This is a genomic window from Acidovorax sp. GW821-FHT09B03 (assembly GCF_059418305.1).
Window position 1 is genome coordinate 1 of sequence record NZ_JBWKPP010000034.1, and the last position, 26,367, is coordinate 26,367.

23 protein-coding genes are annotated in these 26,367 nt (G+C 69.0%); 17 read left to right on the forward strand and 6 right to left on the reverse strand.

Features of this window, described 5'->3' with window-relative positions; translation table 11 throughout:
• Positions 1-158 precede the first annotated feature (158 nt).
• The 4 genes from AC07PA_RS31825 (at position 159) to AC07PA_RS31840 (ending at position 5,062) form a co-directional block, all read left to right on the forward strand.
• Positions 159-752, forward strand: coding sequence for a VOC family protein (locus tag AC07PA_RS31825; protein ID WP_007857136.1), 594 nt, complete (start codon positions 159-161; stop codon positions 750-752).
• 52 nt (positions 753-804) lie between these two features.
• Complete coding sequence (locus AC07PA_RS31830; protein ID WP_494607325.1) at positions 805-1,803, forward strand: Bug family tripartite tricarboxylate transporter substrate binding protein; 999 nt, start codon at positions 805-807, stop codon at positions 1,801-1,803.
• A 17-nt stretch (positions 1,804-1,820) separates the two neighbouring features.
• The gene (locus tag AC07PA_RS31835) at positions 1,821-3,827 is read left to right on the forward strand and encodes an acetoacetate--CoA ligase (RefSeq protein ID WP_494607323.1); all 2,007 of its coding nucleotides are present in this window, start codon (positions 1,821-1,823) and stop codon (positions 3,825-3,827) included.
• Between the two features lie 149 nt (positions 3,828-3,976).
• On the forward strand, positions 3,977-5,062 hold the full coding sequence (locus AC07PA_RS31840) for a mechanosensitive ion channel family protein (protein ID WP_494607321.1): 1,086 nt from the start codon (positions 3,977-3,979) through the stop codon (positions 5,060-5,062).
• Between the two features lie 12 nt (positions 5,063-5,074).
• Here the strand turns inward: AC07PA_RS31840 and phnD are convergent, their stop codons facing one another.
• Positions 5,075-6,115, reverse strand: a complete 1,041-nt coding sequence (phnD, locus tag AC07PA_RS31845) for a phosphate/phosphite/phosphonate ABC transporter substrate-binding protein (RefSeq protein ID WP_007857130.1) — start codon at positions 6,113-6,115, stop codon at positions 5,075-5,077.
• A gap of 358 nt (positions 6,116-6,473) precedes the next feature.
• On the opposite strand from phnD, the gene AC07PA_RS31850 reads away from it, so the two are divergent.
• The 5 genes from AC07PA_RS31850 (at position 6,474) to AC07PA_RS31870 (ending at position 13,036) form a co-directional block, all read left to right on the forward strand.
• Complete coding sequence (locus AC07PA_RS31850; protein ID WP_494607318.1) at positions 6,474-7,163, forward strand: response regulator transcription factor; 690 nt, start codon at positions 6,474-6,476, stop codon at positions 7,161-7,163.
• A 2-nt stretch (positions 7,164-7,165) separates the two neighbouring features.
• The gene (locus tag AC07PA_RS31855; protein WP_494607316.1) at positions 7,166-8,551 is read left to right on the forward strand and encodes a sensor histidine kinase; all 1,386 of its coding nucleotides are present in this window, start codon (positions 7,166-7,168) and stop codon (positions 8,549-8,551) included.
• Between the two features lie 117 nt (positions 8,552-8,668).
• A complete protein-coding gene (locus AC07PA_RS31860; RefSeq protein WP_494607314.1) occupies positions 8,669-9,706 on the forward strand; it encodes an ABC transporter substrate-binding protein in 1,038 nt (345 codons plus the stop codon).
• A 19-nt stretch (positions 9,707-9,725) separates the two neighbouring features.
• Positions 9,726-11,945 carry an ABC transporter permease gene (locus AC07PA_RS31865; protein WP_494607312.1) on the forward strand — a complete coding sequence of 740 codons (2,220 nt, stop codon included), beginning with the start codon at positions 9,726-9,728 and terminating at the stop codon, positions 11,943-11,945.
• Between the two features lie 44 nt (positions 11,946-11,989).
• Entirely contained in the window at positions 11,990-13,036 is a 1,047-nt protein-coding gene (locus AC07PA_RS31870; RefSeq protein WP_007860528.1) for an ABC transporter ATP-binding protein, read from the forward strand.
• A 25-nt stretch (positions 13,037-13,061) separates the two neighbouring features.
• Here AC07PA_RS31870 and AC07PA_RS31875 read toward each other — a convergent pair whose 3' ends face one another.
• Genes AC07PA_RS31875 through AC07PA_RS31885 form a run of 3 tightly spaced genes read right to left on the reverse strand, consistent with a single transcriptional unit; the run spans position 13,062 to position 15,926 of the window.
• Complete coding sequence (locus AC07PA_RS31875) at positions 13,062-14,009, reverse strand: VOC family protein (RefSeq protein ID WP_494607309.1); 948 nt, start codon at positions 14,007-14,009, stop codon at positions 13,062-13,064.
• Between the two features lie 30 nt (positions 14,010-14,039).
• Positions 14,040-15,017 (reverse strand): tripartite tricarboxylate transporter substrate binding protein, encoded by a 978-nt coding sequence (locus AC07PA_RS31880; RefSeq protein WP_494607307.1) that lies wholly within the window; start codon positions 15,015-15,017, stop codon positions 14,040-14,042.
• 39 nt (positions 15,018-15,056) lie between these two features.
• On the reverse strand, positions 15,057-15,926 hold the full coding sequence (locus AC07PA_RS31885) for a fumarylacetoacetate hydrolase family protein (RefSeq protein ID WP_494607305.1): 870 nt from the start codon (positions 15,924-15,926) through the stop codon (positions 15,057-15,059).
• A gap of 114 nt (positions 15,927-16,040) precedes the next feature.
• On the opposite strand from AC07PA_RS31885, the gene AC07PA_RS31890 reads away from it, so the two are divergent.
• Positions 16,041-16,796 (forward strand): GntR family transcriptional regulator, encoded by a 756-nt coding sequence (locus tag AC07PA_RS31890; RefSeq protein ID WP_007860533.1) that lies wholly within the window; start codon positions 16,041-16,043, stop codon positions 16,794-16,796.
• Between the two features lie 50 nt (positions 16,797-16,846).
• On the opposite strand, the gene AC07PA_RS31895 is transcribed toward AC07PA_RS31890, so the two are convergent.
• Together AC07PA_RS31895 and AC07PA_RS31900 are read right to left on the reverse strand one after the other, a co-directional pair.
• Positions 16,847-17,434 (reverse strand): flavin reductase family protein, encoded by a 588-nt coding sequence (locus tag AC07PA_RS31895; protein ID WP_494607303.1) that lies wholly within the window; start codon positions 17,432-17,434, stop codon positions 16,847-16,849.
• A gap of 95 nt (positions 17,435-17,529) precedes the next feature.
• Positions 17,530-18,528, reverse strand: coding sequence for an AraC family transcriptional regulator (locus tag AC07PA_RS31900; protein WP_494607301.1), 999 nt, complete (start codon positions 18,526-18,528; stop codon positions 17,530-17,532).
• A 291-nt stretch (positions 18,529-18,819) separates the two neighbouring features.
• Between AC07PA_RS31900 and AC07PA_RS31905 the strand changes: the two genes are divergently transcribed.
• From AC07PA_RS31905 to AC07PA_RS31935, 7 genes are all read left to right on the forward strand, one after another.
• Positions 18,820-20,475, forward strand: coding sequence for a tannase/feruloyl esterase family alpha/beta hydrolase (locus AC07PA_RS31905; RefSeq protein WP_494607299.1), 1,656 nt, complete (start codon positions 18,820-18,822; stop codon positions 20,473-20,475).
• A 117-nt stretch (positions 20,476-20,592) separates the two neighbouring features.
• Positions 20,593-22,152, forward strand: a complete 1,560-nt coding sequence (locus tag AC07PA_RS31910) for a long-chain-fatty-acid--CoA ligase (protein WP_494607297.1) — start codon at positions 20,593-20,595, stop codon at positions 22,150-22,152.
• Between the two features lie 39 nt (positions 22,153-22,191).
• Complete coding sequence (locus AC07PA_RS31915) at positions 22,192-23,376, forward strand: lipid-transfer protein (RefSeq protein ID WP_494607295.1); 1,185 nt, start codon at positions 22,192-22,194, stop codon at positions 23,374-23,376.
• 13 nt (positions 23,377-23,389) lie between these two features.
• Positions 23,390-23,830 (forward strand): MaoC family dehydratase N-terminal domain-containing protein, encoded by a 441-nt coding sequence (locus AC07PA_RS31920; RefSeq protein WP_494607293.1) that lies wholly within the window; start codon positions 23,390-23,392, stop codon positions 23,828-23,830.
• A gap of 8 nt (positions 23,831-23,838) precedes the next feature.
• Complete coding sequence (locus AC07PA_RS31925; RefSeq protein ID WP_494607291.1) at positions 23,839-24,264, forward strand: MaoC/PaaZ C-terminal domain-containing protein; 426 nt, start codon at positions 23,839-23,841, stop codon at positions 24,262-24,264.
• A 22-nt stretch (positions 24,265-24,286) separates the two neighbouring features.
• Positions 24,287-25,117 carry an SDR family NAD(P)-dependent oxidoreductase gene (locus AC07PA_RS31930; protein ID WP_007860560.1) on the forward strand — a complete coding sequence of 277 codons (831 nt, stop codon included), beginning with the start codon at positions 24,287-24,289 and terminating at the stop codon, positions 25,115-25,117.
• A gap of 3 nt (positions 25,118-25,120) precedes the next feature.
• The gene (locus AC07PA_RS31935; protein WP_494607288.1) at positions 25,121-26,275 is read left to right on the forward strand and encodes an acyl-CoA dehydrogenase family protein; all 1,155 of its coding nucleotides are present in this window, start codon (positions 25,121-25,123) and stop codon (positions 26,273-26,275) included.
• Positions 26,276-26,367: the final 92 nt, after the last annotated feature.

Here is a 26,367-nt window from a genome sequence, read left to right on the forward strand (position 1 = left end):
TTGCGGTATCTCCGTTGCAAGGATACCCAAAAGGCATGCACGACTAATGCCAGTTATCTGCGGGACAGCACACTAGCAGCCCATCCCAAATCAGGGCACGCGGCATCGCGAACACTTGATTTCGCGTCGCCCCGACATAACAAAAGGAGACTATTCCCATGCAAGCCCGCACCCTGCCGGATGCCGCCGCGCATCCCATCCGTCCCGCCAAGCTCGCCCACGTGGTGCTGCGCGTCACCGACCTGCCGCGCGCGCGCGCCTGGTACCTCACGGTGCTGCAGGGCTGGCCCGCGTTCGAGAACGAGATGCTGTGCTTTCTGACCTACGACGACGAGCACCACCGCATCGGCCTGATCGGCCGGCCCGAACTCACGCCGGCCAACGACGGCGCGGGCGGGCTGGAGCACCTGGCCTTCACCTACCCGACGCTGGATGCGCTGCTGGCCACGTTTCGCCGGCTCAAGGCCGCGGGCATCCTGCCGTACTGGACCATCAACCACGGCCCCACGGTGTCGATGTACTACAAGGACCCCGACGGCAACCGGGTGGAGCTGCAGTACGACGTGTTCACGGCCAATGCGGACCTCGACGCGTTTTTCGCCTCGGGCGCTTATGAGGAGAACTTCATGGGCATCCTGTTCGATCCCGAGGCGCTGATCGCGCGCTACGAGGCCGGGGAGCCGCTGGCCGTGCTCACGGCACGCCCGCAGTTGCCGGCGGGCAAGACCCCCTGGGACATGCACATCCCCTGAGGTCGCCGACTGCGCTGACACCCCATCAATAATCAATATTCGGAGACAAGACATGGATGATGCATTCGACCAACCCGCCGCCATCGACGGCCGCAGGGCCGCCTTGGCGGCCTTGGGTGCCGCCGCACTGGCCACCATGCTGCCCGCCCGGGCGCAGGCCAAATGGCCCGACGGCCCGGTCCGCCTGGTCACGCCCACGCCGCCCGGCGTGGGCATCGACCCCATGGCGCGCCTGTACGCCGAGCACTTTGGCAGGCTCATCAAGGTGCCGGTCGTGGTGGAGAACCGGCCCGGCGCGGGCGGCATGCTGGGCACCGACGTGGTGGCCAAGGCCCCCGCCAACGGGCAGACCCTGCTGATGACGGTGGGCGCCACCTTCACCACCACGCCTTTCCTGTTCCCCAAGCTGCCCTACAACCCGCAGAAAGACCTGGTGCCCATTGCGCAGTTGTATGGCGGCGGCTCGTTCCTGCTGGCGCGCCCGGGCTTTGCGGCCGGCTCGGTCAAGGAACTGATCGCGATGGCCAAGGCCAGGCCGCGCACGCTCAACTACGCCTCGCACGGCCCCGGCAGCACCTCGCACATGTTCACCGAGCAGATGCAGAACGTCGCCGGCATCGAGTTGCAGCACGTGCCCTACAAGGGCAGCTTCATCACCGACCTGCTGGCGGGCGTGGTGGACATCGGCTTCGAGCCACCGAGCTCGGCCATCGCGCACATGCGCGCCGGCAAGGTGCGGGTGCTGGCCTACACCGGGCCGGTGCGCAGCAAGATCGCACCCGAGGTGCCCACGCTGGCCGAGACCCTGCCGGGCCTCGAATTCAGCACCTGGGTGGGCGTGTGGGGGCCCGCCGGCCTGCACGATGCCCTGGTGGCGCGACTGCACGGCCTGTTCCGTTCGGTGACGGCCGAGCCGGCGCTGGCCCAGATGCTCTACGACACCAGCACCGAGCCCATCGCCACGCCGCAGGCGCAGATTGCCGCCGTGGTGGACCGCGAGGCCCGGGCCACCGTGCAATTGATCAAGAGCAATAACATCCGGCTCGACTGAGTTCCATCCGTTTCACCATGACCGAACAGCCCACGCCCCTGTGGCAGCCCGATGCCGCATATGCGGCCACCACCCGCATCGCCCACTACATGGAATGGCTTGCCGAGCGCACGATCCACCCGCCCGGCCCCTACGAAGCGCTGTGGCGGTGGTCGGTGGACGACCTCACGGGCTTCTGGCAATCCATCGTGGACTACTTCGGCGTGCGCCTGCAGGGCGACCGCTCGGTGGTGCTGGGCGCTCAGGCCATGCCCGGCGCGCAGTGGTTCCCGCATGCGCAGTTGAACTACTGCGAGCAGGTGTTCGCGGCCGAAACGGCGGATTCGCCCGCCATCATCGCCTGCCGCGAGGATGGCCGCCAGGAGGTGCTCGAATGGGCCGGCCTGCGCCGCCGCGTGGCCCTGCTGGCCCAGGTGCTGCGCGAGCAGGGTGTGGGCCCGGGCGACCGCGTGGCCGCCTACCTGCCCAACTGGAGCGAGACGGTGGTGGCCTTTTTGGCCACCGCGTCGCTGGGCGCCGTGTGGTCCAGTTGCGCGCCGGACATGGGTGCGGGCGTGGTGGCCGACCGCTTTCGCCAGATCGAGCCCAAGGTGCTGGTGGCCACCGACAGCTACCGCTACGGCGGGCGCCTGTTCGACCGCCGGCGCGAAGTGCAGGCCTTGCTGCAGCAACTGCCGTCGGTGCAGCGCGTGCTGCATGTGCCGGGCCCGCACTGCGAGGCGGGCGCGCTCGCGCCTTGGGGCAACACGGTACTGTGGGCTGATGCGCTGGCCGCCGTGTCCGCCAGCGCGCCGGGGCTTGTGTTCGAGCCGGTGCCCTTCGGCCACCCGCTGTGGGTCGTCTACTCCTCGGGCACCACGGGCCTGCCCAAGGCCATGGTGCACAGCCATGGCGGCATCACCCTCACGCACCTCAAGACCATGGCGTTGCAGCACGACCTGCGGCCGCACGACCGCATGCTGTTCCTGGGCAGCCCGGGCTGGATCGTCTGGAACCTGCTGGTCGGCGGCCTGCTGGCGGGTGGCACCATCGTGCTGTTCGACGGCAACCCGCAGCACCAGGGGCCCGAGGGCCTGTGGCGCCTGCTCGATGGCCTCGCGGTCACGCACCTGGGCTGCGGCGCGGCCTACCTCACGGCGGTGATGAACGCCGGCACCCGGCCGCGCGACTTCGTGCGGCTGGAACGGCTGCGCGCCATCGTGTCCACCGGCTCACCGCTGCGCGATACCGCCTACCACTGGGTCTACGCGGCCGTGAAGCCCGATGTCTGGCTGGCCTCGGTCAGCGGCGGTACCGACATCGCCTCGGGCTTCGTCGCCTGCTGCCCGCTGCTGCCGGTGCATGCCGGCGAGATCCAGTGCCGCGAATTGGGCGTGGCGGCGCAGGCCTTCGATGAACAGGGCAGGGCGGTGGTCGGCGAGGTGGGCGAACTCGTCGTCACGCGGCCCATGCCGTCGATGCCCGTGTATTTCTGGAACGACCCCGATGGCAGCCGCTACCGCGAGAGCTACTTCGAGACATACCCTGGCGTGTGGCGCCACGGCGACTGGATCCGCTTCACCGAGCGCGGCAGCTCGGTGATCTATGGCCGCTCGGACGCCACCATCAACCGCCATGGCATCCGCATGGGCACGGCCGAGATCTACCGCGCGGTGGAGCTGCTGCCCTGGGTGCGCGACAGCCTGGTGGTGGACCTGGAGTACCTGGGCCGCCCGTCCTTTTTGCCGCTGTTCGTGGTGCTGGACGAGGGCCAGGTGCTGGACGACGCGCGGCGCGCCGCCATCCTGCAGCAGGTGCGCACCCTGGCCTCGCCGCGCCATGTACCCGACGCCGTGCTGCGGGTCGGTGCCGTGCCGCGCACGCTCACCGGCAAGAAGATGGAGGTGCCCATGCGCAAGCTGCTGCTGGGCGCGCCGGTGGAGTCCGTGGCACGCACGGATGCCATGGCCAACCCGGAGAGCCTGGCCTTCTTCGTGCGCTATGCGCAGGAGCTGGCAGCCGCCCAGGCCGTGCAAACGGGCTGAGCTGTGCATTGTCGGCATTGGCTGACATGCTGCTGTGCAGCAATTTTCGACAATGGCGGCTCCATCGTTAGCGGAGAGCCCATGCCGGATACCCGAGAGCCCAGGCGCCATGCCTTGCCGACGCAGGGTGCGCACCCTGCCGTGCCCGCATGGATGTGATGACCTGGTTCGACCCGACCTCATGGACCCACACCGGCGCAGTGGCCGTGGCCGCCGTGGTGGCCGCGGCCATCGTGCACCGCATCGCAGCCGTGGTGCTGCGGCGTGCCACGGCGCCAGCGCCGGTGCTGCGCGCGGTGTTCGAGGCCTGCGTTCCCGTGGTGCGCCTCCTGCTGCCATTGATCGCACTGCAGGTGGTGTGGCAGGCGGCCAGCGACGACCTGGGCCACATCGCCACCGTGCGGCACTTCAACGGCCTGGCGGTCATCGCCGGTACTTGCTGGCTGCTGATCGCGGCCATCGGCGGGCTGGCCGACGGGGTGATCGCCAAGCACCCGGCCGACGTGGAGGACAACCTCACGGCGCGGCGCATCGCCACGCAGGCGCGCGTGCTCTCGCGCACCGCCATGACGGCGGTGGTGATGGCCGGCCTGGCGATGATGCTCATGACCTTTCCGGGCGCGCGCCAGGTGGGCGCGAGCCTCCTGGCCTCGGCCGGCGTGGTGGGCATCGTTGCCGGCATCGCTGCGCGGCCGGTGTTCAGCAACATGATCGCGGGCCTGCAGATCGCGCTGGCCCAGCCCTTTCGCATCGACGACGTGCTCATCATCGAGGGCGAGTGGGGCCGGGTGGAAGAGATCACCGGCACCTACGTGGTGCTCAAGATCTGGGACGAGCGGCGGCTCATCATTCCGCTGCAATGGTTCATCGAGCACCCGTTCCAGAACTGGACGCGCACCAGCTCCGAGATCCTGGGTACGGTGTTCCTCCATGCCGACTATGCGCTGCCGCTCGACCCGCTGCGCGAGGAATTGAAGCGCGTGCTCGATACCGCGCCCGAGTGGGACAAGCGCGTGAGCGTGCTGCAGCTCACCGAGGCGACGGACCGCACCATCCAGATCCGCGTGCTGGTCTCGGCCCGCTCCTCGGGCCTGGCCTTCGACCTGCGCTGCCGCGTGCGCGAGGCCCTGGTCACCTTCATCCAGCGCGAGTACCCCGATTGCCTGCCGCAGGTGCGGGTACCGCAGGGCCCTGGCAACCCGGCTGCGCTGCAGACCGTGCCGAGTGGAGGGTGAGGCCCTTTCTGCCTATTGCACGCTGGGCGGCAGCTTCAGGCGCAACTCCAGCCGGGAGGCGCGTTCGCTGATGCTGCGTATGCGCGCGGCCTTGTCCGCGTCGGACAGGCCGGCGCTGTTGTTCACCTGCTGCCAGGCGACGAACATGTCGATATCCCCCGCGGTAATCAGCTGGGAGTTTCGGGATTTGCGAAACGCCGACAGGTTGTTCACCCGCCGCAGTATTTCCAGATCGGCGGCGTTCTTTTTGCCAAAGGAGATAATCGCCTGCTGGATCCGCTTGCGCAAATCCAGGGGCAGGGCGGTGGACCAGACCAGCGGCGATTGGGGAATCACGGGCGAAGTCCAGAGGATTTTCAGCTGGCTGGCCAGTTCCGGGTTGCGGGCCCTGAACATGGCCAGTTCCTCGTCGTTCGCGGTAGCAATATCCACCCGGCGCTCGGCCGCCATGATCAGGTTCTCGCGGTGGCTGCCGCGCCGCACCTGGGCGTACAGGGCCGCGGGGTCGTTGATGCCGCGCTTGACGAAGGCGTAGTACATGGGCACCAGGTGGCCCGAAAAGCTCTTGGTCTCGCCATCGGCAAAGACCAGTTTTTTCCCTGGCCGCAGGGCATCGTCCAGCGCATTCAGGCCGCTGTCCTTGTGGGCCACGATGATGGACTGGTAGCCCGTGCTCCCGCTCTCGGTCACCATCTGGGCAAACACCTCGCCAACCCCTTCCTCTACCAGGGCCAGCGCGGCAGAATTGCCCACCCAGGCCAGGTCGATCTCGCCGCTCTGGAAGGCCTGGGCCAGGGCGCGCGGGTCCGACAGGGTCCATGTCCTCACGGCCATGGGGTGGCCCAGTTCCTGCGCCAGGCGGTGGACGAAGGGCCCCCAGGCCGCCAGTGCGGTTTCGGAGCCGCGCGGGGTGATGACCGCGAAAACCAGGGGCGCCTTGCGCTCGGTGCCCGCAGTGGGCAATGCCAGGGCCAGCCCCTGCTGCTGCGCGAGGGCCAGGCCCACGGCGGCAAGCCACTGCCTGCGGCACAGACCCGCATGAATATCAGCCATTGGAAACTCCTGTATGCCTTGGAATGAGAAACGCCCCATGCACCGAATGGATGGGGTGATAATCCCTGCAAGGTATTTTGAACTGCAGGATTTGCAGTGCGCTGAATATAGGCGCGCTTGCGCAGGGAGCGCAAATTGGTGCGAACCCTGATGTCTCGGATTTCTTTCGTTTGGCTTTCAATAATCCTGCGAGTAAATGCCCTGTGCGGATTATCGACGCCGGATTATCTGGCCCGCGCCATGGGTCTGGTTGCCTGCAGGCTGGGCGGCCGTGCCTGCTACCTTTCGATTGCCTGTCAGCCGCCCGTGGTGTAACTCCGGTTGGTCCGGGGGCGCCGGGCAGCGCATCATCGGCAGCATGAAACTTTTGCTGGTCGAGGATGATTTTGATCTGTCGGGCGCGCTGAGCCGCAGCCTCGGGGTGCGCGGGTTCGAGGTGCTGGTGTGCTCCGATGGGCTCGAGGCCCTGGCCATTGCGCGCAAGAAACCCTTCGATGTGATCGCGCTCGACCTCACGCTGCCACACCTCGATGGCCTCGAACTGCTCGAACGCCTGCGTGCCGGCGGCGACACCACGCCGGTGCTGGTGCTCACGGCGCGCGGAGCACTGGGCGAGCGCATTGCCGGGCTGAACCTGGGCGCCGACGACTACCTGGTCAAGCCCTTCGACCTGGAAGAGCTGGCCGCGCGGCTGCATGCGCTGACGCGGCGCATCGGCCGCAACGGGCAGTTGCGCTGCGGGCTGCTGCGGCACGAATCGGCGTCCGGCGTGTTCTACCACTCCGATGTGCCGCTGGACCTGTCGCCGCGCGAAGGCGAGCTGCTGCGCACGCTGATGCTGCGCATCGACCGCGTGGTGCCCCGGGAGGACCTGCGCGCGGCCGTCTTCGGTAGCGACGACGCCGTGCAGGCCGATGCCATCGAGGTGCTGGTGCACCGGCTGCGCAAGAAGATCGCCGGCACCAATGCCGAGATCATGACCTTGCGTGGCGTGGGCTACCTGCTGTGCGACGACGCCAGCCTGGCGGCGCAGCGGGGCGCCCGGTGAGCATGCCCGATCTCGCCCCGCCGCGCCGGCGCTGGCGCCCAGGCTCGCTGCGCAGCCTGCTGCTGCTGTCGCTGCTGGCGCCCCTGTGGGGGCTGGTGCTGGCCGCCGTGCTGTGGCAAACCCTTGCCGCGCACCGGGAGCTGGCCGGCGCGCAGGATGCCCGCCTGCACGCCGCGCTGGCCGCACTGGTGCGCGACATGGACGGCACGGGCCGCATGCCGGCCGCCCTGGACGGCGGGCTGCGCCTGCGCATCAGCACGCTCGAGGGCGAGTGGCTGGCCGGTGACCGTGACTGGGCCGTCCATCCCTGGCGCGGCCAACTGGCCGCCGGCGGCGCGCCGGACCTGTACACCAGCCAGTGGCAGGGCCATCTGCTGCGCTCGGCAGCCGCCGTGCGCCGCCTGCCAGCGGCGCCTGCCGAAGCCGCGGCGGGCGCGCCTGCGGTCGCCGATGGGCTGGTGCAGGTCGGGCTGCCCCTGGCCGGGCGCTGGCCCGCGGCCGGGGCCCTGCTGTCTTCCGGCGTGGGCGCCCTGGGCGCCGGTGCGCTGGTGCTGTCGCTGGCGATCTGGGCGAGCGTGGCCTGGGCCATGCGCTGGCTGCAGCGCTCGGTCGCCACCCTGGCCCAGCCGCTGGCGGGTGCCGACGGGCCGGCCGAACACACCGATCCGGCCGAGCTGCACGAACTCTCGCGCCAGGTGCGCGCCCTGGTGCGCAGCGAGCACGACTGGGTGGACCAGCAGCGGCGCTTCCTGGCCGAGGCATCGCACCAGCTGCGCACGCCCATGGCGGTGCTGCGCACCCAGTTGCAGTCGGCCATCGACGGCACCGTGGCGCCTTCCGAGGTGCTGCCGCAGATGCTGCACACCGTGGACCGCGCCACCGGCCTGGCCAACCAGCTGCTGAGCCTGACCAAGCTGGAGCAGCTCAAGCGCTCGGGCGGGTTGCAGGCCACGGACATCCGCGCCTGTGCGCGCGATGCCGTGATGGAGCTGTCGCCCCTGATCGCCGCCAAGCGGCTGGATTTCGCGCTCGACGGCCCGGCGCTCGACGTGCCCGCGGACGCCGTGATGCTCGGCGAACTGCTGCGCAACCTGCTGGCCAATGCCATCCACCACACCCCGCACAACGGCGCCCTGGGCATGCTGCTGCGCGACTGCGCCGGGGCGCGCGAGCTGCTGGTGTGGGACGAAGGCCCGGGCGTGGACGACGGCGTGTTCCCGCGCCTGTTCCAGCCCTTCACGGCCACCAAGGGCGGCGTGGGGCTGGGGCTGTCGATCTGCCGCCAGATTGCCGAGGCCATGGGCGCCACCATCCAGATCTACAACCGCATCGACCAGGGCAAGGTCATCGGTGTCGATGCCGTGGTGTCCTGGGGTCAGGGGCCCTGACCCCGGCGCTGCCCGGCAGCCATTTCCCGTTCTTCCTGTCCCTTGTGCGGGCCTGCAGCCAGGCCCGTGCGGGGCGACTGCAGCCTGCCATTTCGTTCATCCACAAGGAGACCCCCCATGCACACCACCCGGTACCCCTGGGCCGCCATCGCCCTCGCGGCCCTGTCCACCCTGGCCACCACGGCACAGGCGCAGGGCAGCGGCCAGCTCAACGTCATCTGCTCGGTGCAGGACGCCTGGTGCTCGATGATCGCCACCACCTTCACGCGCTCGACGGGCATCAAGGTCAACATGGTCAAGCGCGGGTCGGGCGAGGCGCTGGCCCAGCTCATCGCCGAGCGCAGTAACCCCAAGACCGACGTCTGGTTCGGCGGCACCGGCGACCCGCACATCCAGGCAGCCGAGCTGGACCTGACGCTGGAGTACAAGTCCCCCAGCCTGGGCCAGCTGCATGGCTGGGCGCAGGAGCAGGCCCGGCAATCGACCTACCGCACGGTGGGGGTGTACTCGGGCCCGCTGGGCTTTGGCTTCAACACCGAGCTGCTGGCCAAGAAGAAGCTGGCCGCCCCCCTGTGCTGGAAGGACCTGGTCAACCCGGCCTTCAAGGGCGAGCTGCAGGTGGCCAACCCCTCGAGCTCGGGCACGGCCTACACCATGATCGCCACGCTGGTGCAGCTGATGGGCGAGGACAAGGCGTTTGACTACCTCAAGGAGCTGCACCGCAACGTGAGCCAGTACACCCGCTCGGGCACCGGCCCCATCAAGGCCGTGGCGCGCGGGGAGGCGATGCTGTCCATCAGCTTCGTGCAGGATGCGCCGGGCGAGCAGATGCAGGGCTTTCCGGTGGCCACCAGCACGCCCTGCGAGGGCACGGGGGCCGAGGTGGGCTCCATGTCCATCATCAAGGGCACGCGCAGCCTGGACAATGCCAAGAGGTTCTACGAATGGGCGCTGACGCCTTCGGCCCAGGCACTGGCGGTGGCCGTCAAGCAGTTCCACCTGCAGTCCAACAAGGCCACACCACTGGACAGCAACGTCCCGGATTTCAAGAAGATCAAGTTCATCAACTACGACTACGCCAAATACGGCAAGACGGCCGAGCGCAAGCGCCTGATCGAGCGCTGGGAGCGCGACGTGAACTCCCTGTCGCGCTGAAGCGAGGAACATCCTTCCCATGAAATCTCATCACAACAGCGCCATTGCCCTGTGGGCGGCGTTCGGCCTGGCGGCCTTCGTCCTGCTGCCCTGGCACATGATTCCCGATGGCCTGTCGTCCCTGCAGGGCTGGGGCGACCTGGTGGGCGGCCACGATACCTCCACCGGCCTGGCGCAGGTGCTGCTGCACCGCCGCCCCTGGCTGGTGGCCGCAGCGGTGGCCCTGGCACTGGGCCTGGCCGCTGCGGCCCTGGCGCCCGCGCGGTGCCAGGGGCGGCTGCTGGCCTGGGCGGCAGGCCTGGGCCTGGCGGCCGTGCTGGTGCAGGGCTTTGCCATCGGCACGCCGGTGCCGGCGGATGCCGCCGCCGCGGGCCTGTCAGGTCCACAGGGGCTCGTTGCGCTGCTGGCGGGGCCGGGTGCCACGCAGCCGGGCTTCGGGCTGGGCGCCGCCATCGTGCTGGTGGCCTTGCTCACGCTGCTGGCCTTCGGCCTGGCGCGTCTGGGGGCCGTCAAGGGCGACCTGTTCGTGGCCGCTTCGGTGCTGATCGCCGGCAGCCTGCTGCTGCTCTTCGTCGCCTACCCGGTGCTGCGTGCACTCTCGGGGGCCTTCATCGATGAGGGCGGTGGCCTGGGGGTCACCGCGGCGCTGGCGCGCCTGGGGTCCGAGCGCATCTGGGGCGTCGGCTGCCTGCACTCCAACCTGCAGTGCGGCGTGGCCTGGAACACCCTGTTCCTGGGCGCCGTGATCGGTGCCGGGACCACTGTGCTGGGCACCATGCTGGCCTTGATCGAGGACCGCAGCGACTCGCGCATCCGCGGCGCGCTGCGCGTGCTCGCGCCACTGCCCATCGTCACCCCGCCGTTCGTGGTCGGGCTCGGCCTGATCCTGCTGTTCGGGCGTGCCGGCATCGTCAACCAGTTCCTGGAGTGGGCCTTCGGCATCGCGCCTTCGCGCTGGTTCTACGGGGCCTTCGGCGTGGCGTTGGCGCAGATGTTCGCCTTCACGCCCATTGCCTTCATGATCATGCGCGGCGTGGTGCAGGGCATCGGCCCGTCACTGGAAGAGGCCTCGCAGACCCTCGGCGCCTCGCGCTGGAACACCTTCTGGAAGGTGACCTTTCCGCTCATGAAACCCGGCCTGGCCAATGCCTTCCTGGTGGGCTTCATCGAGAGCATCGCCGACTTCGGTAACCCCATCGTCGTGGGCGGGCAGTTCTCGGTGCTCTCCACCGAGGTGTTCTTCGCCATCGTGGGGGCCCAGTTCGACCAGGGCCGCGCGGCCACGCTGGCCTGGCTGCTCACCCTGTTCGCCCTGGGGGCCTTTGCCCTGCAGCGCGGCCTGCTGGGCAAGAAGAACTACACGACCCTCTCGGGCAAGGGCGATGCCGGCATCCCCATGCGCCTGCCCGACGCCGTGCGCCGCGTGGCGCTGGCGGTGTCGGTGCCCTGGCTGCTGTTCACGGCCGTCGTCTACGTGTTTGCCTTCTGCGGCGGCTTCGTGAAGATCTGGGGGCGCGACTACACGCCCACGCTGGCGCACTTCCGCTCGGCCTTCGACATCGCCTGGGACGGGGGGCTGCAGCTGGCCGGCATCGGCTGGCCCTCGCTGATCACCACGCTCAAGCTGGCCGCCATCTCGGCACCGCTCACGGCCGCGCTCGGGCTGATGGTGGCCTGGCTGCTCACCCGGGTGCAGTTCCGCGGGCGCAATCTGTTCGAGTTCTCGGCCCTCATGGCCTTTGCCATCCCGGGCACGGTGCTGGGGGTGAGCTACATCCTGGCCTTCAACGTGCCGCCCTTCGAGCTCACCGGCACCAGCATCGTCATCGTGCTGTGCTTCGTGTTCCGCAACCTGCCGGTGGGGGTGCGCGCCGGGGTGGCCTCGTTCAAGCAGCTGGACCAGTCGCTGGAGGAGGCCTCGGTGATGCTGCGCGCAGGCACCGCCCGCACGCTGCGCACGGTGGTGCTGCCGCTGCTCAAGCCGGCAGTGGCGGCGGCGCTCACCTACAGCTTCGTGCGCTCGGTCACCACCGTGTCGGCCGTGATCTTTCTCGTCACCGCCGAGACCGAACTGGCCACCACCTTCATCATCGGGCGGGTGGGGCAGGGCGACTACGGCGTGGCGCTGGCCTACAGCACGGTGCTGATCATCGCCATGGGCGTGGTGACCGCAGCCATCCACTGGACCGTTGGCCGCAGGAAGCTCGGCCGGCGCAACACCGCAGGCGGTGCCCAGTGACCGAGCGACGACCCGACACATCCCCGCAAACCCAAGGAGCCCCCATGATCGGCATCGAATTTCGCAACATCTCCAAGCGCTACGGCAGCGCGGCCCATGCGCCCACGGTGGTCAACGGCATCAGCTTCACGGTGGAAAAGGGCACGCTCACCACCATCCTGGGCCCCTCGGGCTGCGGCAAGACCACCACCTTGCGCATGATCGCGGGGCTGGAGACACCGTCCTCGGGCCAGATCTTCATCGACGGCAAGGACGTGACCACGCTCGGCCCGGCCCAGCGCAACGTGAGCCTGGTGTTCCAGAGCTACGCGCTGTTCCCGCACATGAACGTGATCGACAACGTGTCCTACGGGCTGCGCATGTCGGGCCTGGCCGCGCGCGAGGCCAGCGCCAGGGCGGCCGCGATGATCGACACGGTGGGCCTCAAGGGCCTGAACGAGCGCATGCCCAGCGAGCTCTCGGGGGGCCAGCAGCAGCGCGTGGCGCTGGCCCGCGCGCTGGCGCTGGAGCCTGCGGTGCTGCTGTTCGACGAGCCGCTGTCCAACCTCGATGCGCGGCTGCGCCGCTCCATGCGCGAAGAGATCCGCGCGCTGCAGCAGCGCCTGAAGCTCACCGTGGCCTACGTCACCCACGACCAGAGCGAAGCGCTGGCGGTGAGCGACCAGATCATCGTCATGAACCAGGGCGTCATCGCCCAGCGCGGCACGCCCAGCGAGCTCTACGAGTCGCCCTGCTCGGAGTTCGTGGCCGGCTTCATGGGCGAAGCCATGCTGTTCGACGGCATGAGCAACGGCCAGGGCTATGCCGACCTGCCCCCGCTGCGCATACGCACGGCGCCCGACATGGCGGCCGGGCCGGTGAAGATCGCCGTGCGGCCCGAGGCCTGGCGCATCAACCCCGCCAGCAACGAGGGGCTGGCCGCGCGCGTGACCAAGCGCACCTACCTGGGCAATGTCATGGAGTACACGCTGAGCACCGCGCTGGGCGAGATCTTCGTGGTCTCGCCCGAGGTGGCGCGGCCCCTGAGCCCTGGCGCACCGGTGAGCCTGGACCTGGCGGGCCACGGGGTCTCGGTGGTGGCCGCGGCCTGAGTCGCGGGCCCGGCGGCTGCGCGGCTCAGCCGCGCGGTGCCTCGTGGTTCACGATGAAGTCCTCGGGCACAGCGGGCCCCCAGACATAGAGCGAGTCCTCGGGCGGGTGGTCGGCTGCGGGCCACTGGGCGTGGGGTGCGACGTAGTCGATGTCGAACGAATACTCGGTAAAGCTGCCCCAGGGGTCGCGCACGTAGCGAAAGTAGTTGGAGCCCAGCACGTGGCGCCCCAAGCCCCAGCCGTCGGGGTAGCCGGCGACGACCATCTGCTGCGCGCCCATGCCCACGGCGTCCAGCGAGGGCACGCACCAGCTGCTGTGGTGCAGGCCCCCGGCGTGGGACTTGGCAAAGGCGATCAGGTGGTGGTCGCTGCCGTGGGGCGTGTGCAGGAAGGCGATGATGCCGGCCGATTCGTCCGAGACCTGCAGCCCGAGCACGCCGGTGTAGAAATCCAGGGCCTCGCGCACATCGGCCGTGAACAGCAGGATGTGCGACAGGTACAGCGGCCGTGTGGCCTGGGCGGTGCTGCGGCTCGGTGCACGGCCGAAGTTGGCGGGCGCGGGCGGCACATCGCGCGGGCCCGGCGCATCGGGCGAGACCTTGGCCGACACGCGCAGCTGGATGGGCAGGTCATCGGGGCCCTGCAACCACAGGCCCGACGGGTCGGCGCCCTCGGGCGCGACCACGGTGGGGATGCAGCGCTCACGCAGCAGTGCGGCAAAGCGCGCCAGGTCCTGTGCATGGATGCCCAGGCTGAGCCATTCGAGCCGCTTGGGGCCGCCCTGGCCCTGCAGCACGCGTGCCCAGCGGTGCGGGTGTCCATGGGTGTAGAGCGCCAGCGCGCCGCCTTCGTCGCGCACATCCAGGCCGAAGCTGGTGTAGAAGTGGTGCGCCACGGCCAGCTCGGGCACGCTGAACACGAACTCGTCGACCGAGTGGATGGCGGGGCGGTTCGGGGACTGTGGATTCGTCACGGTGTGTCTCCTGTCATGGCGGCATCCCGCTCATTCGGCGGTCACGCCGATCTCCTTGGCCAGACCCTGGTACAGCTGGATCTCCGCCGCATAGAAGCGCTCGAGCTCGCGCAGGCTGTTGCCGCTGGCCAGCTCCATGCCGCTGGTCGTCACGTAGCTCTGGAAGTCGCTGTCCTTCATCGCCACCGTGAGCGCCTTGTTCAGGCGCTCCACCACGTCGGCAGGCGTCTTGGTGGGCACGAGCAGCGCGATCCAGGTGCCGTAGACGAAGTCCGACAGCGCCTTGTCCGAACCCGAGATCGTCGCCACGCGCGGCAGCTGCGGGTGCACGGCCGCGGCCGAGTTGCCGATGGCCTTGAGCTTGCCCGACTGGATCATCGACAGCGTGGCACCGCCCAGCGGCAGAAAGCTCAGGTCGATCTGCTCGCCCATCAGGTCCTGGCTGATGGGCGGCACGCCGCGGTAGGAGATCTGGGTGAGCTTGACGCCGTTCTTGCGCGCCCATTGCTCGCCCAGCAGGTGGATCATGGTGCCCGGGCCGATGTCGCCCAGGCTCAGGGGGGTGGGCGACTTCTTGGCCAGCGCGGCCAGCTCCTTGGGGCTGGACGCCGCCAGCCCCGGCCGCGCCACCAGGATGTAGGGCAGGCGCGCCACCAGCGCGATGGTGCGGAAGTCCTCGGGCTTGTAGCGTGCCGCCTTGATGGTGATGGGCGCGAGGATGGGCTCGGTCTGCGAGGCGATCAGCACCGGCACGGTGCTGGCCTGGCTGCTGAGCACCTTCTGCACACCGATGGAGCCACCTGCGCCGGGCGCGTTTTCCACGATCACGGTCTGCTCCAGCTCCTTTTGCAAGAGCGGCTGCAGCTTGCGGGCCACGCCGTCGGTGGGGTTGCCAGCGGGCTGCGGCACGATGATGCTGACCGTGCGGCCGGCCAGCTGGGCCTGGGCGGGGGCGCAGGCCAGCAGCGTTGCGGCAGCAATGGCCAGGGGGGCAAGCAAGCGGTTCATGGGGGTTGTCTCCTGTCGTTCTGGTGGTTGGGTGTGTGCTCAGGCGGCCACGGCGCCGGCCAGCACTTCGTCGGCAATGGGGTTGCGCAGCGTGCCGATGCCCTCGATGGACACCTCGCACACGTCGCCGTCGCGCATCAGCAGGCGCGGGTTGCGCGCCCAGCCGATGCCGGCTGGCGTGCCGGCCACGATCACGTCGCCCGGGGAAAGGGTGATGGCCTCGCTGATCACGTGCACCAGCGTGGCCACGTCGAACACCATGTCGCTGGTGTTGGCCAACTGCACGGTCTGGCCGTTCAGGCGCGTTTCCAGCTTCAGGCCGCGCGCGCCAGGCGGCAGCTCGTCGGCCGTGACCACGGCGGGGCCGAAGCCGCCCGTGGTGTCGAAGGTCTTGCCCACGGTCCACTGCGGGGTCTTGAACTGGTATTCGCGCACCGAGCCGTCGTTGAACACCGAGTAGCCGAACACATGGTCGAGCGCTTTGTCGAGCGGAATGTGGCGCCCGCCGGTGCCGATCACCACGGCCAGCTCGCCCTCGTAGTCCAGGCTGTCGCTGCAGGCCGGGCGCACGATGGGTGCGTCGTGCGCGCACAGGCTGGTGGTCAGGCGCAGGAACAGCGTGGGGTAGTCGGGCTGGGCGTAGGCGCTTTCCTTGGTGTGGTCGTGGTAGTTCAGGCCCACGCAGATGATCTTGTCGGGTGCCACCACGGGGGGCAGGAACTGCACCTCGGCCAGCGGCACGGGCGCGCCGGCACCGGCAACGAGTTCCTCGCGGCTGGCGCCTGCCGCCAGCTGGCGCACGAAATCGCCGACGTCGCGCGCCACGCCTTCGGGCAGGGGGCGCACCTGCTCGCCATCGAGCAGGCCGAGACGGCGGGAACCTTGGTGGGTGAATGTGCAGAGCTTCATGGGGATGGTCCTGGTTACGTGAATGGAAGAAATATATATATTTCTATTAAAAGTATATGTTAGTGCAAACCCTATAATTTCCCAAACGCACCCGCCTACCCCGGCGGCACCCCCATGACCACAGTTACCGACACGCTTTCAACCGCGCCCACGACCCGCACCTCCTCGCTGGTGGCGCAACTGCGCATGGACATCATTGGCGGCGTGTTCGCGCCGGGCTCCAAGCTGCTCATCAAGGATTTGTGCACGCGCTACGGCGCCAGCCCGATTCCCATGCGCGAGGCGCTCTCGCGCCTGACCAGCAGCGGCTTCGTGCAGGCCGAGGATCAGCGTGGTTTCAAGGTCGCGAGTGCCTCCGCACAGGACCTGGCGGAGATCTCGGGGGCGCGGATGCTGGTGGAAACCGAAGCGCTGCGCCTGTCGGTGCTGCAGGGCGACGTGGCCTGGGAGTCGCGCGTGGTGGCCGCCCACCACCAGCTCAGCCGCCTGGCTGTGCGCGAGGCCACGGCGCCGGCAGCCCTGTCCGCCCAGTGGGACGAGGCGCACATGGCCTTCCACGATGCATTGCTGTCGGCCTGCGGCTCGCGCGTGCTGCTGGAGCTGGCCGCCAACCTGCGCGAGCGCTTCACGCGCTACCGCTACATCTCGGCCTTGGCCGCTGGTCGCTCAGGTGGGCCGCCCGCGGCCGCCGCGCCCGCGCCCCGCGATATCCCGGCCGAGCACTCGGCCATCGTCGAGGCTGCGCTGGCACGCGACGTGGCGCGCGCCACGGCCTTGCTGCAGCAGCATTTCCAGCAGACGACGGAGCTGGCGCTGGCCGCGAGCGGCATGCAGGGAACACCAGGGCAGCGCAAGGCCGCCGTCGGATAGGTCGCGCGCCAAGATGCGCGGCAGGCATGCCGCACTGGGGCCGGCGAGGCTCAGCCCTTCAGGTCCGTGCGCGCCACCAGCGACTCGCCGATCGCATAGAACTGCCCACCCGCCACATAGTGCAGGCTGCGCCACTCGGGGCCGGCGGTCTCGAAGTGCCAGTGCCCGCCCGAGAACACGCGGGTATCGGCCCAGGCGCCCACCACCTCGCCGATGAACAGGTCGTAGGCCTGCTGGTTGTGCGGTTCGGGGAGGAGCCGGCAGGCCAGCCAGGCCGAGCAACCGGCCACAAAGGGCAGGTCATGGCCGTCGATGCCGAACAGCTCCACGCCGTGGTGCTGCAGCTTGGCCGGGTCCTGGTGCAGGCTGCTGTTGCCCACGTCGTGCGTGAGCTGCATCTGCGCGGCCGTGGGCACCTGGATCACGAAATGGCCGCTGCGCTCGACCAGGTCGCGCGTGCGCGTGGCCTTGTCGAGCACCACCGTGAGCTTGGGCGGCGCAAAGTCCAGCGCGCAGGCCCAGGCGGCGGACATCACGTTGTCCACCCCGCCATGGCGGGCCGACACCAGCACCGTGGGGCCGTGGTTCAGAAGGCGGTAGGCCTTGGCCAGTTCGACCGGGGCCAGATGGCTGTTCATGGGATTCCTTGAAGGGGTTGCGGGTGCGCCGGCGCGGCGGATATCGCAGCGATGATAGGTGCGCTGCAATGCCCCTGGGCGGCGTGCTGCCGCCCTCAGCGCCGGTAGGCCCCGGGCGGGCTGCCCGTCCAGTTCTTGAAGGCCCGCTGGAACGCCGAGCCATCGTTGAAGCCCAGTTCGGCCGCCAGTTCCGCGAGCGAGACGCTGCTGGTGTTGAGCCGCCAGATCGCGGTGTCGCGCCGCAACTCGTCCTTGAGCGCCTGGTAGGCTATGCCTTCGTTAGCCAGGCGCCGCTGCAGCGTGGTCGGCGCCATGTGCAGGGCCTGGGCCATGCCGCCGAGGTCGGGCCAGGCCGGCTGGGTACGCAGCAGCTGGGCACGCACCCGTGCACCCACCGAATCCTCGGCGCTCCTCGGAACGATGATCTGCGAGTGCGCATCCGTCAGAAAGCTGCGCAGGGCCGCGCCGTCGCGGCGCACCGGCGCCTGCATCAGCGAGTCGTCGAACCACAGGGTGGATGCCCGACAGGCGAAGCGCAGCGGTGCCGGAAAGATCTTGGCGTAGCTGGCGGAATACGCCGGCTGCTCGAACGCGAAGTCGATGCGCGTGATGGGCAACTGGCCCCCCACCAGCCAGGCAAACAGGCGCCAGAGCACGCGCAGCAACAGCTCGTGCAGGAACGTGGGCCGTGCGGCCTGCGGGTTGGTGAAGCACAGGGCCAGGCCCACCTGTGCCCCCTCGCGCACCACGTCCACCACCACGTCGTCCTGCAGCAGGCGGATGGTGTGCGCCGCGCGGCGCACCGCAAGCTCCAGCGTGGGCGCGCTGATGGCCGCCCTCGCCACCAGGGACAGGCAGCCCCGCTTCATCGGGCGGGTGAGCAGCCCCAGGCACTCATCGTCCAGTTGGTCGATGAGCCGCTTGAACAGGCTGGTGTACTGCGCCGCCGTCACGCGCGCACCGGGTTGCCCGAGCAGCGGTGGCGCAATGCCTGCCTCCAGCAGCAGGGGTTCGCAGGGCTCGCCACGCGCGTGCATTCCGGACAGCATGCCCTGGACGAAGGTGATGGGAATCGTGACGGGAGGTCGAAGCATGGGCAGGAGGACGGCGGGGAAGGGCGCCGGGCGCCCCTTCTTGATCTTAGCGATGCGGTGCGCCGCCGGCCCCCGGGACAACACGCATGCAGGCGCTTGGGCGCCACGGCCCGGGCCTGCGCCGGACCTTGCGGCGCTGGAGAGTGGGGTCTTGTGCCATTCGATTGGCGTGATCGTGCCATCGCCACGGCAAGAGCGCGCTTCTAGCATCCGACCACGGTGCAACGGGGGCATGCAAGACCCCCCGCACCGTGCATGAACCAACGACAAGCCACACCCTGGAGACAAGCCATGAACCACCGAAAGACCCGATCGCGGCGCGCATCCGCCGCACTCATCAGCCCCTTGCTGCTGCTGTTGTCCGCATGCGGCAACGGCGGCGATGACACCACCGCGGCCGCAGGCCCTGCGATGACCCCGGCCCAGGCCTGCAGCGCCCTGCAGGGCCGGGCCGTGGACCGCGCCGCCATCGGCCTGGCGACCACGGGGGCCTTGGTCACGGGGGCGGCGCTCGTCCCCGCGGCGGCGCCCCTGGGCGAGTATTGCAAGGTCTCGGGCGAGATCCGCCCGGTCGACGGCAAGGCGCAGTCCATCGGCTTTTCCATTGCCATGCCCTCGGAGTGGAACGGCAAGGCCGTGCACTTCGGCGGTGGCGGCCTGAACGGGGTGGTGCCCGATACCACCAGCGCCTTCGTCGATTCCTCGCCGCCGCTGGGCCGCGGCTACGCCGTGTTCGCCAGCGACAGCGGCCACCAGATGGCCGGCGGCGACCCCTTCGATGCGCAGTTCACGCTCAACGACGAGATGCTGCGCAACTACGGGGGCGATGCCGTGAAGAAGACGCGCGACGTGGCCGTGCAACTGCTGCGCGAACGCTATGGCAGCGTGCCCGCCAGTACCTATTTCATCGGCGGATCGAAGGGCGGGCACGAGGGCATGACGGCCATGCAGAAGTGGCCCGAGGACTATGACGGCATGGTCACCCTGTTCCCGGCCTACAGCGTGGTGCCGACCTTGCTGTCCTGGCAATTGCTCAATCGCGCACTGCACCTGGGTGGCGGTGCCGGCTTTCTGGCACCGGCCAAGTTGCAGACCCTGCAGCAGGCGGAACTGGCCGCGTGCGATGCGCTGGATGGCGTGGCGGACGGCATTGTGGGCCACACCGCTGCCTGCCAGTTCGTGCCGTCCAGCCTGCGCTGCGCGGGTGGCGCGGACCTGGGCGATGCCTGCCTGTCGGACGCACAGGTGGCCACCGCGCAGATGCTGCGCAGCCGCGCCCGCTACCCCTATGCGCTCAAGAACGGCATTACCAGCCAGGCGGGGTTCGATGTCTCCACGGCCTACCTGTCCACCGGTGGCTTCGGCCGGTCGCCCGGCATTTCCAGCCCGCCCGCGGGTGCCAGCCTGGGGTCCCTGTCGGGCTTTGCCGATGCCCTGGTGCGGCACCTCATCCTGCGCGACCCGCGCGCCAGCAGCCTGGCTTTCGACCCCCTGGATCCCGGCCCCTACGCGGCGCGTGTGCAGGAGATGTCCAGCCTGCTCGATGCCACCAGCACCGACATCCAGCCCTTCATGAAGAAGGCCAGGTGGATCCTGGTCCACGGGCAGTCGGACAGCATGATTCCCCTGGGCGGCTCGGTCGACTACTACCAGGCCCTGGTCGCCCGCTTCGGGCAGGCCCAGGTGGACGGCTTCATGCGCTTCTACACCATCCCGGGCTACGGCCATGCCGCCGGGCCGTTCAACGCCATGGGCATGACCACCCTGGATGCGCTGGACCGCTGGGCCGAGTCCGGCACGCCGCCCGGACCCCAGACCGTGGCCGACGCCAATCCGCCGGGGCGCACGCGCCCGCTGTGCCTGTTCCCCACCTGGCCCAAATACCGGGGCACGGGCGACGTGCATGCGGCCGCCAGCTTCGACTGCGCGGCGCAAGGACGCGACTGAGGCGTTTTGCCATGAGAACGGTGCGATGTGCCCTCGCGCACGAGGGCCCCGATTCGTACCATGAACCATTCCACAGACAAGCCGGCAAAAAGAGCCGGCACCACGGAGACAAACCCCATGTACCTCACACAATCGCTGCACCGGGCCATGCAGCAGCACCCCGAGCGCATTGCGCTGCGCTGCGGCAGCCGCCAGCGCACCTTCCTCGAGCTGGGCGAGCGCGTGGCGCGCCTGGCGCATGCCCTGCAGAAGCTGGGCATGCAGCCAGGTGACCGGGTCGCCATGCTGTCGCTGAACTCGGACCGCTACCTGGAGTACCAGATGGCCGTGCCCTGGGGCGGCGGCGTGCTCAACCCCTGCAACACGCGCTGGTCGGCCGCCGAGATCGTCTACGCGCTCAACGATTCGGAGTCCACCATCCTGCTCGTGGACGACACGTTCCGCGCCATGGCCGAGGGCTTTCGCAGCCAGGCCGCCACGGTGCGCGAAGTGGTCTATTGCAGTGATGGGGAGGTGCCCGCGGGCATGCACGGGTACGAAGCGATCCTGGGCGCCGCAGAGCCAGCCCCTGATGCGCTGCGCCGCGGCGATGATCTGGCGGGCATCTTCTACACCGGCGGCACCACCGGCTTCCCCAAGGGCGTGATGCTCAGCCATGCCAACCTGCGCAGCGTGGGGCAGGCTGCGCGGTCCGAAGGCCTGGCCTCGCCGGGCGGCACCTACCTGCACGTGGCGCCCATGTTCCACCTGGCCGACATCGGCATGGGCATGCCGCACTGGATCGAGGGCAACACCCACACCGTGCTGCCCTCGTTCCAGCCCGAGCAGGTGCTGGCCACGCTGGAGCGCGACCGCGTCACGCACGTGCTGCTCGTGCCCACCATGATCCAGATGCTGGTGGACCACCCGGCGATGCAGCTGCCGCGCGACCTGGGTGCGCTGCGCACCATCGTCTACGGTGCATCGCCGATATCCGAGGCAGTGCTCGAGCGTGCCATGGCCGCCCTGCCGGGCGTGGAGTTCGTGCAGGCCTATGGCATGACCGAGCTGTCGCCGATCGCCACCATCAACCCCGCGTGGTGCCACCAGGCCGAGGGGCGGGAGCGCGGCAAGCTGCGCTCCGCCGGCCGGGCCACCCATTGCGTGGAGGTGCGCATCGTCGATGCCAATGACCAGGAAGTGCCGCGCGGCACCGTCGGCGAGGTCGTGGTGCGCGGCCCCAACGTCATGCAGGGCTACTGGCGCCAGCCCGAGCTGACGGCCCAGGCCATCCGCAATGGCTGGATGCACACGGGCGACGGCGCCACCATGGACGAAGAGGGCTTCATCTTCATCGCCGACCGGCTCAAGGACATGGTCATCACCGGTGGCGAGAACGTCTACTCCATCGAGGTCGAGAACGCGCTGGCCCAGCACCCGGCCGTGCTGACTTGCGCCGTGATCGGCGTGCCCAGCGACGAGTGGGGCGAGTCGGTGCATGCCGTGGTGGTGCTCCGGCCGGGCCAGAGCGTGGCGGTGGCCGATCTTGTCGCGCACTGCAAGGCGCTGATCGCGGGCTACAAGTGCCCGCGCAGCATCGATTTTGCCGAGGCGCTGCCCCTGTCCGGTGCCGGCAAGGTGCTCAAGACCCAGCTGCGCGAGCCGTTCTGGAAAAACCGCCAGCGTGCGGTTGCATAGCGGCAGCTCCACAAACAACACACCACCAGGAAAGAAACCATGAGCCGTGATGTCTATGTCACCGGGGTCGGCATGATCCCCTTCACCAAGCCGGGGGCGAACGCGCCGTACCCGGCGATGGCCGCCGAGGCCACGCGCCGGGCCCTGGCCGATGCCGGCCTGGGGTACGAACAGGTGCAGCAGGCCTATGTGGGCTATGTCTATGGCGATTCGACCGCCGGGCAGCGCGCCTTGTACGAGGTGGGCATGACGGGCATCCCCATCGTCAACGTCAACAACAACTGCTCCACGGGCTCCACCGCGCTGTTCCTGGCGCGCCAGGCCGTGGCCAGCGGCGCGGCGGACTGCGTGCTGGCGCTGGGCTTCGAGCACATGAGCCCGGGCGCTTTGGGCGCCATGTTCAACGACCGCCCCAGCCCCTTCGAGAACTTCGACAAGGCCACGGACGAGTTGGTCGACCAGCCGGGCGTCCCGCTGGCGCTGCGCTACTTCGGTGGCGCGGGCCTGGCCCACATGCAGCAGTACGGTACCGAGTTGTCCACCTTCGCCGAGATCCGCGCCAAGGCCAGCCGCCATGCGGCCAACAACCCGCTGGCGCTGTTCCGCAACCTGGTCACGGCCGATGAGGTGCTGGCCACCCCGGTGATGTGGCCCGGCGTCATGACCCGGCTCATGGCCTGCCCGCCCACCTGCGGCGCGGCGGCCGCCATCGTCTGCTCGGATGCCTTCGCCCAGCGCCATGGCCTCAGCCGCACGGTGCGCATCCGTGCCCAGGCCATGACCACCGACCGGCCCGAGACCTTCGGGGCGCGCGACATGCGCGAGGTGGTGGGCTTCAGCATGGCGCGCGAGGCCGCGCGGCAGGTGTACGAGGCGGCCGGCATCGGCCCTGCGGATGTGCAGGTGGTCGAGCTGCACGATTGCTTTGCCCACAACGAACTGCTGAGCTACGAGTCGCTGGGCCTGTGTCCCGAGGGCGGCGCCGAGAAGTTCGTGCGCGATGGCAACAACACCTATGGCGGCAAGGTCGTCACCAACCCGTCTGGCGGCCTCTTGAGCAAGGGGCACCCGCTGGGCGCCACCGGCCTGGCGCAGTGCACCGAACTGGTCCAGCAGCTGCGCGGCACGGCCGAGAAGCGCCAGGTCGACGGCGCGCGGCTGGCGCTGCAGCACAACCTGGGCCTGGGTGGCGCCTGCGTCGTGACCCTCTATGAACGTGTGTGACCAAGGAGCCACGATGATCGACAAGAAGTGGATCGGCCACGAGCTGCAGGCCTCGGTCCTGCCCATCGAGCGTACCCGTCTGCGCTTCTTCGCCAAGGCCATCGGCGAGACGGACCTGGTCTATACCGACGCCCAGGCGGCGCGCGATGCGGGCTATGCGGACATTCCCGCCCCGCCGACCTTTCTGTTCGCGGCCGAGCTCGATTCGGGCATGACCGACCGCCTGCTGACAGACCTCGGGATTCCGTTTTCCAAGCTGCTCCATGGCGAGCAGGGTTTCGCGTACCACCGCCCGGCCTGCGCAGGCGACACCGTTACGGTGCGCTCCAAGATCACCGACATCTACGACAAGAAAAACGGCGCGCTGGAGTTCGTCGTCAAGACTTCGCGCGCCACCAACCAGCAAGGCGAGCTCGTCGCCGAAATGCGCACCGTGCTGGTGTGCCGCCACTGACTGCCCCCATGACCACCCCCACCATCACCTTCGACGCCATCGAGGTGGGCAGCGAGCTGCCCGCGCTGGAGATCGCCCCCGTGGACCGCACCACGCTGTGCCTGTTCGCCGGCGCCTCGGGCGACCACAACGCCATCCACATCGACACCGACGTGGCGCGCCGCGCCGGCATGCCGGACGTCTTCGCCCAGGGCATGCTGGGCATGGCCTGGCTGGGCCGGCTGCTCACGCGCTGGGTACCGCAAAGCCAGTTGCGCCGCTTCGATGTGCGCTTTCAGGGCATCACGCACCTGGGCAACGCCATGCGCTGCACGGCGCGCGTGGTGGAAAAGCTCGAACGCAACGGGGAGCACTGCGTGCGCCTGGAGATCCAGAGCAGCAACCAGTTCGGACAAACCAAGATCGTTGGCGAAGCGCTCATCGCGCTGCCATAAGCACCTGACAGGACAACCCAGAATGACACCCAAACTCGAAGGCAAGGTCGCCCTCATCACTGGCTCGGGCCGCGGCATCGGCCGCTCCATCGCCCTCAAGCTCGCATCCGAAGGCGCACGCATCGTCGTCAACGACCTGGACATCGAACCCGCGCAGGAGACGGTCGACGCCATCCGCCAGGCGGGCGGCACGGCCACGGCCTGCGTGGGCAACGTGACGGCACCCGACTTTGCCGAGCGCTTCGTCGGCACGGCCGTGCAGGAGTACCAGGGCCTGGACATCCTCATCAACAACGCCGGCTACACCTGGGACAGCGTGGTGCAGAAGATGACCGACGAGCAGTGGTACGCCATGATCGACTGCCACCTCACGGCGCCGTTTCGCATCCTGCGTGCCGCGCAGCCCGTGATCCGCGCGCTCGGCAAGGCCGAGACCGACGCTGGCCGGCGCGTGGTGCGCAAGGTGGTCAACATCTCGTCGGTGGCCGGGCTGTTCGGCAATGCCGGCCAGACCAACTACGCCACGGCCAAGGCCGGCATCCTGGGCATGACCCAGACCCTGGCCAAGGAGTGGGGGCGCATGAACGTCACCGTGAACTGCGTGGCCTACGGCTTCATCAAGACCCGGCTGACCAGCAGCGCGGCCGACCAGGCCACGGCACACATCGACGGGCGTGACATCAAGGTCGGCATCAACCCCGAGCTGATGGCCATGATGGAGCGCAGCATCCCGCTGGGCCGCGGCGGAACGCCCGAAGAGGCGGCGGGCGCCGTGTACCTGCTGTGCATCCCCGAGTCGGACTACGTCAGCGGCCAGACGCTCATGTGCAGCGGCGGCCTCACGGGGATCTGAGCCATGCTGCCGCAACTCTACCGCCACCGCTGGATGGACGACGAGATCGAGGCCTTTCGCGACCAGGTGCGCCGCTACATCGCCGGCGAGATGGTGCCGCACCTGGACGGCTGGCGCCGCCAGGGCTACATTCCGCGCGAGGTCTGGCAGCCCTTTGGCGGTATGGGCTTTCTGCTGCCCGAGCTGGCCGAGGCCTACCAGGGCGCGGGGGCCTCGCTGGCCTACCAGCTGGTGGTGCAGGACGAACTGGCCCGGGCCGAGATGCCGGCGAACACGGCCGTGCATTCCATCGCCGCCCACTACCTCATGGACTACGGCACCGAGGCGCAAAAGCAGCGCTGGCTGCCGGGCCTGGCCAGCGGCGAGCTGCTGGCCGGCATCGCGCTGACCGAGCCCGGCTGCGGCTCGGACCTGAAGGCGCTGCGCACCCGCGCCCGCCGCGACGGGGATGACTACGTCATCGACGGCGCCAAGACCTTCATCACCAACGGCTTCACGGCCAACCTGCTGGTGGTGGCCGTGCGCACCGGCGAGGCCGGCAGCCGCGGTGTGTCGCTGGTGGTGCTGGAGACCGAGGACCTGCCAGGCTTTCGCGTTGGCCGCCGCCTGGAAAAGCTCGGCCAGCATGCATCCGATACGGCCGAGCTGTTCTTCGACGGCGTGCGCATCCCTGCCGACCAGTTGCTCGGCGCCAGGGAAGGCGAGGGCTTCATCCAGCTCATGAGCCAGCTGCCCTACGAGCGCATGCTGCTGTGCGTACCGGCTGCCGCCGTGATCGAGCGCGCGGTGGAGCTCACCGTGGAGTACACCAAGCAGCGAAAGGCCTTCGGGCAGAGCGTGTTCGACTTTCAGAACACGCGCTTCAAGCTGGCCGAATGTGCCACGCTGGCCCACGTGGCGCGCACTTTCGTCAATGACTGCACCCAGCGCATGCTGGACGGCACCCTGGACAACGAGGCTGCCTACATGGCCAAGCTGTGGTGCACCGAGCAGCAGGGCAGGGTGACCGACGAATGCCTGCAGCTCTTCGGCGGTTACGGCTACATGGTCGAGTACCCGATTGCGCGCATGTACGCCGATGCGCGCATCCAGCGCATCTATGGCGGCACCAGCGAGATCATGAAGGACCTGATCGCGCGAAAGCTTGGCATGTCATGACAGGTTGTCGGGCCGCAATGGGGTGACCAGGGCTGCAGTCCGACAGAACAACGCGGCTTTATCCTACATTTCTTCACGTGGCAATAAATTAA